Origin of the sequence: Streptomyces sp. NPDC057486 (assembly GCF_042802415.1) — a bacterium.
Lineage (GTDB): Bacteria > Actinomycetota > Actinomycetes > Streptomycetales > Streptomycetaceae > Streptomyces > Streptomyces yanii.
The window spans coordinates 1-10,653 of the sequence record NZ_JBHVEE010000214.1 but is presented as its reverse complement, the minus strand read 5'-3'; the positions used below and the strand labels follow the sequence as shown (position 1 = coordinate 10,653).

At 67.0% G+C, this 10,653-nt stretch carries 10 protein-coding genes and 1 riboswitch; of the genes, 9 read left to right on the top strand and 1 reads right to left on the bottom strand.

Translation table 11 applies throughout. The features are described from left to right. The 3 genes from ACFU6I_RS45990 to ACFU6I_RS45980 all read left to right on the top strand — a co-directional run. The coding region (locus ACFU6I_RS45990) for a cbb3-type cytochrome c oxidase subunit I (RefSeq protein WP_384379806.1) at positions 1-1,008 on the top strand (1,008 nt) is incomplete at its 5' end. Beyond that, the gene (locus tag ACFU6I_RS45985; protein ID WP_345515638.1) at positions 1,005-1,403 is read left to right on the top strand and encodes a cytochrome c oxidase subunit 4; all 399 of its coding nucleotides are present in this window, start codon (positions 1,005-1,007) and stop codon (positions 1,401-1,403) included. The genes ACFU6I_RS45990 and ACFU6I_RS45985, both read left to right, overlap by 4 nt. A 127-nt stretch (positions 1,404-1,530) precedes the next feature. After that, positions 1,531-2,787 (top strand): Ig-like domain-containing protein, encoded by a 1,257-nt coding sequence (locus tag ACFU6I_RS45980; RefSeq protein ID WP_384379802.1) that lies wholly within the window; start codon positions 1,531-1,533, stop codon positions 2,785-2,787. A gap of 75 nt (positions 2,788-2,862) precedes the next feature. Here ACFU6I_RS45980 and ACFU6I_RS45975 read toward each other — a convergent pair whose 3' ends face one another. Continuing rightward, the gene (locus tag ACFU6I_RS45975) at positions 2,863-3,264 is read right to left on the bottom strand and encodes a hypothetical protein (RefSeq protein ID WP_384379799.1); all 402 of its coding nucleotides are present in this window, start codon (positions 3,262-3,264) and stop codon (positions 2,863-2,865) included. Positions 3,265-3,451: 187 nt separating this feature from the next. Between ACFU6I_RS45975 and ACFU6I_RS45970 the strand changes: the two genes are divergently transcribed. The 6 genes from ACFU6I_RS45970 to ACFU6I_RS45945 all read left to right on the top strand — a co-directional run bounded on the left by ACFU6I_RS45970 (position 3,452) and on the right by ACFU6I_RS45945 (position 10,611). Continuing rightward, a complete protein-coding gene (locus tag ACFU6I_RS45970; protein ID WP_266986533.1) occupies positions 3,452-4,072 on the top strand; it encodes a heme-copper oxidase subunit III in 621 nt (206 codons plus the stop codon). Positions 4,073-4,134: 62 nt separating this feature from the next. Further along, positions 4,135-4,944, top strand: a complete 810-nt coding sequence (locus tag ACFU6I_RS45965) for a c-type cytochrome (protein ID WP_384379796.1) — start codon at positions 4,135-4,137, stop codon at positions 4,942-4,944. Continuing rightward, complete coding sequence (locus ACFU6I_RS45960) at positions 4,941-5,993, top strand: Rieske 2Fe-2S domain-containing protein (protein WP_384379793.1); 1,053 nt, start codon at positions 4,941-4,943, stop codon at positions 5,991-5,993. Before ACFU6I_RS45965 ends, ACFU6I_RS45960 begins: the two co-directional genes overlap by 4 nt. Next, positions 5,990-7,615: a cytochrome bc complex cytochrome b subunit gene (locus ACFU6I_RS45955; protein ID WP_384379790.1), complete on the top strand. Its 1,626-nt coding sequence runs from the start codon at positions 5,990-5,992 to the stop codon at positions 7,613-7,615. The genes ACFU6I_RS45960 and ACFU6I_RS45955 overlap by 4 nt, the downstream gene beginning before the upstream one ends. 124 nt (positions 7,616-7,739) lie before the next feature. After that, complete coding sequence (gene trpD, locus ACFU6I_RS45950) at positions 7,740-8,804, top strand: anthranilate phosphoribosyltransferase (RefSeq protein ID WP_384379787.1); 1,065 nt, start codon at positions 7,740-7,742, stop codon at positions 8,802-8,804. A gap of 84 nt (positions 8,805-8,888) precedes the next feature. Further along, positions 8,889-9,006: riboswitch (SAM riboswitch) on the top strand. Between the two features lie 174 nt (positions 9,007-9,180). Next, positions 9,181-10,611, top strand: coding sequence for an aminotransferase class V-fold PLP-dependent enzyme (locus ACFU6I_RS45945; RefSeq protein WP_384379784.1), 1,431 nt, complete (start codon positions 9,181-9,183; stop codon positions 10,609-10,611). Positions 10,612-10,653: the final 42 nt, after the last annotated feature.

Sequence of the window (10,653 nt, the reverse complement as noted above, 5' to 3'; positions counted from 1 at the left end):
TTCGGTGCGCACGTGTTCGACGCGGCCAATGGCGGCGCGCTGCTCTGGCAACACCTCTTCTGGTTCTTCGGCCATCCAGAGGTGTACATCATCGCCCTGCCGTTCTTCGGAATCATTTCCGAAGTGATTCCGGTGTTCAGCCGGAAGCCGATGTTCGGCTACATCGGCCTCATCAGTGCCACGATCGCCATCGCGGGCCTGTCCGTGACCGTGTGGGCGCACCACATGTACGTCACCGGCGGTGTGCTGTTGCCGTTCTTCTCGTTCATGACGTTCCTCATCGCGGTACCGACCGGGGTGAAGTTCTTCAACTGGATCGGCACGATGTGGAAGGGATCGTTGTCCTTCGAGACACCGATGCTCTGGGCCGTCGGCTTCCTGATCACCTTCACCTTCGGTGGTCTGACCGGCGTCATCCTGGCCTCGCCGCCGATGGACTTCCACGTCTCGGACTCGTACTTCGTCGTCGCGCACTTCCACTACGTCATCTTCGGCACCGTGGTCTTCGCGATGTTCTCCGGATTCCACTTCTGGTGGCCGAAGTTCACCGGCAAGATGCTGGACGAGCGGCTCGGCAAGATCACGTTCTGGACGCTGTTCGTGGGCTTCCACGGCACGTTCCTGGTGCAGCACTGGCTCGGTGCCGAGGGCATGCCGCGTCGTTACGCGGACTACCTCGCCGCCGACGGCTTCACCCTGCTGAACACGATCTCGACGATCTCCTCGTTCCTCCTCGGACTGTCGATGCTGCCGTTCTTCTACAACGTGTGGAAGACCGCCAAGTACGGCAAGAAGATCGAGGTCGACGACCCGTGGGGCTACGGCCGTTCGCTGGAGTGGGCGACCTCCTGCCCGCCCCCGCGGCACAACTTCCTCACCCTGCCGCGGATCCGCTCCGAATCCCCGGCGTTCGACCTGCACCACCCGGAGATCGCGGCGCTCGAACAGCTGGAGCACCACTCCGAGGGTGAAAAGGCCCTCGCTGGTGGCAAGGAGGCCGGCAAGTGAAGATCCAGGGCAAGATGTTCCTCTGGCTGAGCATCTTCATCCTCGCCATGGCAATCACCTATGGCGTGTGGTCGAAGGAGCCGGCCGGTACCACCGCGCTCGTCCTGGCCTTCGGCCTGAGCGTCATGATCGGCTTCTACCTGGCCTTCACGGCGCAGCGCGTCGACGCGATGGCTCAGGACAACAAGGAAGCCGATGTCGCGGACGAGGCCGGCGAGGTGGGGTTCTTCTCCCCGCACAGCTGGCAGCCGCTCTCACTGGCCATCGGTGGCTCCCTCGCCTTCCTTGGAATCATCTTCGGATGGTGGCTGCTCTACTTCTCGGCCCCGATCATCATGATCGGCCTGTTCGGCTGGGTCTTCGAGTACTACCGCGGCGAGAACCGCACCCAGTGACACCGCTCCACCGGTGACACCGCTCCACCTGACGGGGGGCCCGCACTTCTCCTCCACGAGAAGTGCGGGCCCCCCGTTTGCAGTCACCCGGCGCGCTGAAACTGATGAATCTTCTTAGCGTGGGTTCATGAACCTCACGCCGCGCTTTCGACCCGTAGCGAGTTGCACACTGGTGGTCGTGACCCTGGTTGCAGGGGCGACCGCCTGTGGGGGATCCGATGGTCATCCGCTGTCCGCGCAGCCGTACGACGCGGCGGACGAGATCTCCTTCAACACCCCGGAGGGCGGCAAGAAGGCCGATCCCGACAAGCCCCTCGAAGTCACCGTCACGGGTGACGACGGCCGGATCACGGACGTGACGGCCGTGGACACGGCCGGACACCATCTCGCGGGTGAACTCGCCGCCGACGGGAGTCGCTGGCACTCCACCGTCCCGCTCGCCGCGGGCACCCGATACACCGTCAAGGTCAGCGTCGAGGACGAGGACGGCGCCCCGGGCGCCCGTACGCTCGATTTCGAGACGGCCTCGGCGAAGAAGTTCCTGAAGGTCGCCTTCGGCCCGCAGGCAGGCACCTACGGCGTCGGACAGCCCATTACGGCGGTACTCAGCGCTCCGATCAAGGACAAGGCCGCCAGGGCCACCGTGGAACGCTCCCTGAAGGTCCGGTCCACGCCCTCCGTGCAGGGCTCCTGGTACTGGGTCGACGACAAGACCCTGCACTACCGCCCGCAGGAGTACTGGCCCGCCAGGGCCACCATCGACGTCAGCAGCACCTTGGCGGGCATCAAGGTCACCAAGGCGCTGTACGGGGCTCCCGCGAAGGCGTTGAAGATCACCACCGGTGACCGCATAGAGGCCATCACCGATGCCGCCGCGCACACCATGTCGGTCAAGCGCAACGGACGAGTGATCAAGACCATTCCGGTGACCACCGGCAGGCCCGGCTTCGACACCCGCAACGGCGTCAAGGTCGTGCTGAGCAAGGAGTACTCCGTACGCATGCGCGGGGAGACGATCGGCATCGCGGCAGGCTCATCCGACTCGTACGACCTGCAGGTCTACTACGCGACCCGCGTCACCTGGAGCGGCGAGTACGTGCACGCGGCCCCCTGGTCCGTCGGCTCGCAGGGGCTCGCGAACGTCAGCCACGGCTGCACGGGCATGAGCACCAGCGAGGCCCAGTGGTTCTTCAACACCGTGCGCGAGGGCGACATCGTCAAGGTCGTCGGCAGCCAGGGCGCGACGATGACACCGTTCGACAACGGCTACGGCGACTGGAACCTCTCCTGGGCCAACTGGCAGAAGGGCAGCGCCCTGCAGAACAACGCCACGCCGGACCGTGCGGACACGATCCAGGCGGCGCGCCTGCGCCCCGAGGTCTGACCGGCCGGGGGAGTGCGCTGCCCCTCGGAGGGACATGAAGGGCCGCGGATGCGGCCGCGGCGGATCCCGGGCCGGTCAGGCGTCTGCGCAGAGCCTGTTGCGCAGCAGAGCGGCCAGGGTGTCGGCGAACTCGACCGGCTCGACCGGAAGGGTCACCGCGGCGTCCGCACGGCTCCAGGTGGCCAGCCAGGCGTCCTGAGGGCGCCCCATCAGCAACAGCACCGGCGGACAGTGGAAGACCTCGTCCTTGATCTGCCGGCAGACGCCCATGCCGCCCGCCGGGGCCGTCTCGCCGTCCAGCACGCACACGTCGATGCCACCGTTGTCCAGGGCGGTCAGGACGGCGGGCAGGGTGGCGCACTCCACGAACTCCAGCGGTGGCACGTCCGCCGCAGGCCTGCGACCGGCGGCCAGCCTCACCTGCTCACGGGTGTTGGCGTCGTCGCTGTAGACCAGGACCGTGGCGGTCGGCTGCATTGTTCCTCCGTGACATCTGTGTCTTCGGGGCTCTCGGGGCATGAACCGATGCGCGGATCGTACTCCGACGGACAGCTTGTCAGCACCGGTAATGACGCCGATTCGATGGGCCGTTCGGGGAGGACACACCCTGCTGACACACCGAACGGCACCCCCCGGAGTGAGGGCGGGATAAGCGACCGACATAATGTCGGTCGTGGCGACAGCAACGACAGTAGAAACCGGGCACGCGCACCCGTCGGTCAATCGACCGAACCTCACCAGCGTCGGAACCATCATCTGGTTGAGTTCCGAGCTGATGTTCTTCGCGGCCCTCTTCGCGATGTACTTCACCCTGCGATCGGTGATGGGACCCGACCACTGGAAGGAAATGGCTTCGGCCCTGAACTTCCCGTTCTCGGCGACGAACACCACGATCCTGGTGCTCTCCTCCCTCACCTGCCAGCTCGGCGTCTTCGCCGCGGAGCGGGGCGATGTGAAGAAGCTCCGTGCCTGGTTCGTGATCACTTTCGTGATGGGTGCGATCTTCATCGGTGGCCAGGTCCTGGAGTACACCGAGCTGGTGAAGAAGGACGGCCTCTCGCTGTCCTCCGACCCGTACGGCTCGGTGTTCTACCTGACCACCGGCTTCCACGGTCTGCATGTGACAGGCGGTCTCATCGCCTTCCTGCTCGTTCTGGGCAGGACATACGCAGCCAAGAGGTTCACCCACGAACAGGCGACCGCCGCCATCGTCGTGTCCTATTACTGGCACTTCGTCGATGTCGTGTGGATCGGCCTCTTCGCCACGATCTACATGATCAAGTAACCGGGTTCGAACCCGAACCACATCCAGCATCGACGCAGAAGATCCTGACACCGGGGTAATCCGTGAAAAAGCTCTCCGCACGACGACGCCATCCGTTGGCGGCGGTCGTCGTACTACTCCTCGCGCTGGCGGCCACTGGGGGGCTGTACGCCGCGTTTGCGCCCGCGAGTAAGGCGCAGGCCGACGACACCGCCCAGTCCCTCGCCATCGATGAGGGCAAGAAGCTGTACTCCGTCGGTTGCGCCAGCTGCCACGGAACCGGCGGTCAGGGCACCACCGACGGGCCGAGCCTGGTCGGCGTGGGCTCCGCCGCCGTCGACTTCCAGGTCGGCACCGGCCGTATGCCGGCGCAGCAGCCGGGTGCCCAGGTACCGAAGAAGAAGGTCATCTACAGCCAGGCCGAGATCGACCAGCTCGCGGCGTACGTCGCGTCGCTCGGCGCCGGCCCGATCGTGCCGACCAAGGACCAGGTCAGCCCTGACGGTGCGGACATCGCCAAGGGTGGCGAGCTGTTCCGTACCAACTGCGCGCAGTGCCACAACTTCACCGGCGAGGGCGGTGCGCTGACGAAGGGCAAGTACGCGCCCAGCCTTGAGGGCGTGGACCCGAAGCACGTGTACGAGGCCATGCAGACCGGCCCGCAGAACATGCCGTCCTTCCCCGACACGACGATGCCCGAGCAGCAGAAGCGGGACATCATCGCGTACATCAAGACCGTGAACAGCGCCGAGTCGGAGTCCCCTGGTGGCCTCAAGCTGGGCGGGCTCGGTCCGGTCAGCGAGGGTCTGTTCGCCTGGATCTTCGGGCTCGGCGCACTGATCGCAGTTGCCGTTTGGGTCGCGGCCCACACCGCTAAGGCCAAGAAGTCATGAGTAGCCAAGAGATTCCAGAAGAGAACCTGCCTGCTGAGCAGGGCACCGCGCACACCGCGGTAGAGGTCGCGGACGACCCGTTCGCAGACCCGGGGCTGCCGGCCCACAAGCCGCGCATCCAGGACATCGACGAACGGGCCGCGAAGCGGTCGGAGCGCACGGTCGCGCTCCTGTTCGTGCTGTCCATGCTGGCGACGGTCGGCTTCATCGCCTCGTACGTCATCTTCCCGGTCGACAAGATCGTGTACATCTGGCCGTTCGGTCACGTGAGCGCGCTCAACTTCTCCCTGGGTCTGACCCTGGGCGTGGCCCTCTTCGCGATCGGAGCGGGCGCCGTCCACTGGGCGCGCACGCTGATGTCCGACGTGGAGGTGGCCGACGACCGCCACGCCATCGCGGCCGAGCCCGAGGTCAAGGCGAAGGTTCTGGCCGACTTCGCGGCCGGTGCCGAGGAGTCCGCGCTCGGCCGGCGCAAGCTGATCCGCAACACCATGTTCGGTGCGCTGGCCCTGGTGCCGCTCTCCGGTGTGGTCCTGCTGCGCGACCTCGGTCCGCTGCCGGAGAAGAAGCTCCGCAACACCCTGTGGGCCAAGGGCAAGCGGCTCATCAACATGAACACGATGGAGCCGCTGCGTCCCGAGGACGTCGCCGTCGGTTCGCTGACCTTCGCCATGCCCGAGGGCCTGGAGGAGGACGCTCACGACTTCCAGACGCAGATCGCCAAGGCTGCGCTGATGATCATCCGTATCCAGCCGGAGAACATCAAGGACAAGCGCGAGCGCGAGTGGGCCCACGAGGGCATCGTGGCCTTCTCGAAGATCTGCACCCACGTCGGCTGCCCGATCAGCCTGTACGAGCAGCAGACGCACCACGTGCTCTGCCCGTGCCACCAGTCCACCTTCGACCTCTCCGACGGCGCCCGCGTCATCTTCGGTCCGGCCGGTCACGCCCTTCCGCAGCTGCGGATCGGTGTGAATGCCGAGGGCAACCTCGAAGCGCTCGGTGACTTCGAAGAGCCCGTCGGTCCTGCCTTCTGGGAGCGCGGATGAGTACTGTGACCGACACCAAGCGCAAGGCGCCTGCCGGTGAGCGGGTGGCCGACTGGGCGGACGGCCGGCTCGGGATCTACTCCCTGGCCAAGGCCAACATGCGCAAGATCTTCCCGGACCACTGGTCCTTCATGCTCGGTGAGATCGCCCTCTACAGCTTCATCATCATCATCCTCACGGGTGTGTATCTGACGCTGTTCTTCCACCCGAGCATGAACGAGGTCGTGTACCACGGCTCGTACGAGCCGATGCAGGGCATCCGGATGTCCGAGGCCTACGCCTCGACGCTGGACATCAGCTTCGACGTCCGTGGTGGTCTCCTGGTCCGCCAGATCCACCACTGGGCCGCGCTGATCTTCCTGGCCGGCATGTTCGTGCACATGATGCGCGTGTTCTTCACGGGTGCGTTCCGCAAGCCGCGTGAGATCAACTGGCTCTTCGGCTTCCTGCTGTTCGTCCTGGGCATGTTCACCGGTTTCACCGGCTACTCGCTCCCGGACGACCTGCTCTCCGGTACGGGTGTCCGCTTCACCCAGGGCGCGATCCTGTCCATGCCGATCGTCGGCACGTACATCTCGATGTTCCTGTTCGGCGGGGAGTTCCCGGGCGGCGACTTCGTCGCGCGGTTCTACTCGATCCACATCCTGCTGCTGCCGGGCATCATGCTCGGGCTGCTGGTGGCCCACCTGATCCTGGTCTTCTACCACAAGCACACGCAGTTCGCGGGTCCCGGCCGGACGAACAAGAACGTCGTCGGCATGCCGCTGCTGCCGGTGTACATGGCGAAGGCCGGAGGCTTCTTCTTCCTGGTCTTCGGCATCATCGCCATCATCGCGGCCATCGCCTCGATCAACCCGATCTGGGCCATCGGCCCGTACCGTCCGGACCAGGTGTCCACCGGCGCCCAGCCCGACTGGTACATGGGCTTCGCCGAGGGTCTGATCCGAGTGATGCCGGGCTGGGAGATCAACCTCTGGGGTCACACGCTCGTCCTGGGTGTGTTCATCCCGCTGATGGCCTTCGGTCTGGTGCTCGCCATCATCGCGGTCTACCCGTTCGTCGAGTCCTGGGTGACCGGGGACAAGCGCGAGCACCACATCCTGGACCGCCCGCGCAACGCCCCGACCCGGACCGCCTTCGGCGTCGCCTGGATCACCGAGTACGTCATCGTCTTCATCGGCGGTGGCAACGACCTCTGGGCCACGCACTTCCACCTCTCGCTGAACGCCATCTCGTGGTTCGTCCGGATCTTCATCTTCGTGGGGCCGGTCGTCGCGTTCATCGTGACGAAGCGGATCTGCCTCGGTCTTCAGCGCCGGGACAAGGAGAAGGTGCTGCACGGACGCGAGTCCGGCATCATCAAGCGCCTGCCGCACGGTGAGTTCGTCGAGATCCACGAGCCGCTCGGTCCCGAGCAGCTGCACACGCTCACCGCGCACGAGCAGTACAAGCCGGTCGAGATCGGCCCGACGGTCGACGAGAACGGTGTCGAGCGCAAGGTGCCCGCGATGCAGAAGCTGCGGGCCAAGCTCAGCAAGGGCTACTTCGGCGAGCACAACCAGATCGAAAAGCCCACCGTCGAGGAGTACAAGGAGATCACCAGCGGCCACGGCCACCACTGATCACCTGAACTGATCGCCACAGCAGGAGCCCCGTCCATTCGATGGACGGGGCTCTTCGCTGTCCATGGGGCTCGATAGGGTGGGGTGTATCCCCTTTATCGGCTGTGGACCCCAGGAGCGGACCATGAACGTTGTGACCCCGATCGGCGGCGACAGCGTGGCGGCTCGTTCCTGGCCGGGCGTGCTGAACCCGCTGATGCGTGGCGAGGACCTGACCGCCGACGACACCGCGTGGGCGATGGACAGCATCATGAGCGGCGAGGCGACCGACGTGCAGATCGCCGGTTTCGCCGTCGCCCTGCGGGCCAAGGGCGAGACCGTCGACGAGGTCACCGGACTCGTCCGCGCGATGTACGAGCACGCGACCACGATCCACGTGCCGGGCCGCACGGTCGACATCGTCGGCACCGGCGGCGACCTCGCCAAGACGGTCAACATCTCCACGATGTCCGCGATCGTCGTCGCGGGCACGGGCGCCAAGGTCGTCAAGCACGGCAACCGGGCCTCCTCCTCGGCCAGCGGCGCCTCCGACGTCCTGGAGAAGCTCGGCGTCAACCTGGAGCTGACCCCGCAGCGTGTCGTCGAGGTGGCGGAGGAAGCCGGCATCACCTTCTGCTTCGCTGTGAAGTTCCACCCTGCCCTGCGGTATGCGGCGAAGGCCCGCAAGGAGCTCGGCGCGCAGACCACGTTCAACATCCTCGGGCCCCTCACCAACCCGGCGCAGGTGCGCTCCCAGGCCATCGGTGTCGCCGATCCGAAGATGGCTCCCATCGTCGCGGGCGTGCTCGCGGAGCGCGGCAACTCCGCGCTCGTCTTCCGCGGCGACGACGGTCTGGACGAGCTGACGACCACGGCGACGTCCCGGGTCTGGGTGGTCCGCGACGGAAAGGTGCACGAGGAGGCGTTCGACCCGCGCGACGTCGGTCTGCAGCTGGTCCCCGTCGAGGCGCTGCGCGGCGCCGACGCGTCGTACAACGCCGATGTGGCCCGCCGGCTGCTGGCCGGCGAGACCGGTCCGGTACGCGAAGCGGTGCTGCTCAACTCGGCGGCGGCGCTGGTGGCGCTGGACCCGGGCGAGGGCACGCTGAACGAGCAGCTCGCCGCCGGAATGGCGAAGGCCGCCGAATCCATCGACTCGGGTGCGGCTCGGGCGGCGCTGGAGCGCTGGGTGACGGTCAGCAACACCTGACCGTACGGAAATGCGGCACAGGGCGCAGTCCAGATCTTGGACTGCGCCTTGCACGTCGGCGCACGTATGGCAGGATGCTGGTCAGGTCATGAGTGACAGCGACTACGGCCCCGGCCCGCTGTCCGGCAACCCTCCGTCCGTGGCGGGGTGCCCCGGGTGAAGACCAGGCCGTAGGCAGCGAGGTCTGCGGCAAGCGCGGACCCCTCGACATCTCTGAATGTCACATCCCTGGGGTCCTGGTCCTCAAGGAGTCTCTTGTGAGCAAGCGAATGCGATAGGGCCCAAGGCCCTTCTCCGCACCCCCTTTTTTCTTCTTCCTGCGCTGCCGCGTGTCCGCCGGCGCAGTGAATTCGCCTGCCTCTTACGGGAGTTCGCCATGTCTGTTTCCACCGCTGCCGCCGGCCAGTCCGTTTGTACCCCGTTGCCCGTTCTGGGGCGTGATGTGACCGTTCCTCTGGTGACCGGTGGAGAAGTCACGTACGCCGCCCTCGACTACGCGGCCAGCGCCCCGGCCCTGCAGCGCGTGTGGGACGACGTCGCCGCGTACGCCCCTTACTACGGCAGCGTCCACCGCGGTGCCGGCTACCTCTCGCAGCTCTCCACGGACCTCTTCGAGAACAGCCGCAAGGCCGTCGCGGAGTTCCTCGGCTGCCGCCTCGAGGGGGATTCGGGCGAGTCCGGGTCGAGCAACGGTGGTGGTGGGCGACGGGAGGGGGACCAGGTGATCTTCACCCGGTCGACGACCGACTCGCTGAACCTGCTCGCCGCGGTGCTCCCCGCCGACTGCCAGGTCTTCGTGTTCGAGACCGAGCACCACGCCTCGCTGCTGCCCTGGCGCGACGCCCGCGTCACCTACCTCAACGCCCCGCGCACCCCGGCCCAGGCGGTCGAGACCCTGGAGCGGGCGCTCGCCGACCGCGACCCGTACGGTCCGGCGCTGGTCTGCGTCACCGGCGCCTCCAACGTCACCGGTGAGCTGTGGCCGGTGAAGGAGCTGGCCGCCGCCGCCCACGCGCACGGCGCCCGGATCGTGCTCGACGCCGCGCAGCTCGCCCCGCACCACCCGGTGGACATCGAGGAGCTCGACGTCGACTGGGTCGCCTTCTCCGGACACAAGCTGTACGCGCCGTTCGGCTCCGGTGTCCTCGCGGGCCGCGCCGACTGGCTGCAGGACGCCGAGCCGTACCTGGCCGGCGGCGGCGCCTCGCGGAAGGTCGCCCGGCGCACCGACGGCGGCGTGGACGTGGAGTGGCACTCGACCGCCGCCCGGCACGAGGCCGGTTCGCCCAATGTCATCGGTGTCTACTCCATCGCCTCCGCCTGCAAGGCGCTCACCGAGGCCGGCTTCGACCGGCTCGTCGCCCGTGAGCAGCAGCTCGTCACCCGGGTCCGCGAAGGCCTCGCCGAGGTCCCTCAGGTCAAGGTGCTGTCGCTGTTCGGCGACGACGCCCCGCGGGTAGGCGTCATCTCCTTCGTGGTGGAGGGCTGGAACAGCTCGCACTTCGCCGCGGCGCTCTCCGCCGAGTACGGCATCGGGGTGCGCGACGGACTGTTCTGCGCCCACCCGCTGGTCCGCACCCTGCTGGGCAGCGACCCGCAGGACCCGGGCGAGTGCGGTGCGCCGGAGGCCGAGCCGGGCGAGCGGTCACTCAATGCGATCCGGGTCAGTTTCGGCGCGGGCACGCCGGACGAGCACATCGAGCGTTTCGTCCGCGCGGTCAAGGAACTGGTGAGCAAGGGCGCCCGGTGGACGTACCGCACCGAGGACGGTCGCTGTGTCCCGGACCGGGGCGCGGCGCAGGTCTGACGGGCCCGTCGCGCTTAGGCCGGGGACGGGCAGCGCTGCCCG

Coding starts and splice junctions, on each gene's coding strand:
- trpD (WP_384379787.1), top strand. CDS start 7,740: ATGAACGTTGTGACCCCGATCGGCGGCGACAGCGTGGCGGCTCGTTCC.
- ACFU6I_RS45955 (WP_384379790.1), top strand. CDS start 5,990: ATGAGTACTGTGACCGACACCAAGCGCAAGGCGCCTGCCGGTGAGCGG.
- ACFU6I_RS45960 (WP_384379793.1), top strand. CDS start 4,941: ATGAGTAGCCAAGAGATTCCAGAAGAGAACCTGCCTGCTGAGCAGGGC.
- ACFU6I_RS45970 (WP_266986533.1), top strand. CDS start 3,452: ATGTCGGTCGTGGCGACAGCAACGACAGTAGAAACCGGGCACGCGCAC.
- ACFU6I_RS45945 (WP_384379784.1), top strand. CDS start 9,181: ATGTCTGTTTCCACCGCTGCCGCCGGCCAGTCCGTTTGTACCCCGTTG.
- ACFU6I_RS45975 (WP_384379799.1), bottom strand. CDS start 3,264: ATGCAGCCGACCGCCACGGTCCTGGTCTACAGCGACGACGCCAACACC.
- ACFU6I_RS45980 (WP_384379802.1), top strand. CDS start 1,531: ATGAACCTCACGCCGCGCTTTCGACCCGTAGCGAGTTGCACACTGGTG.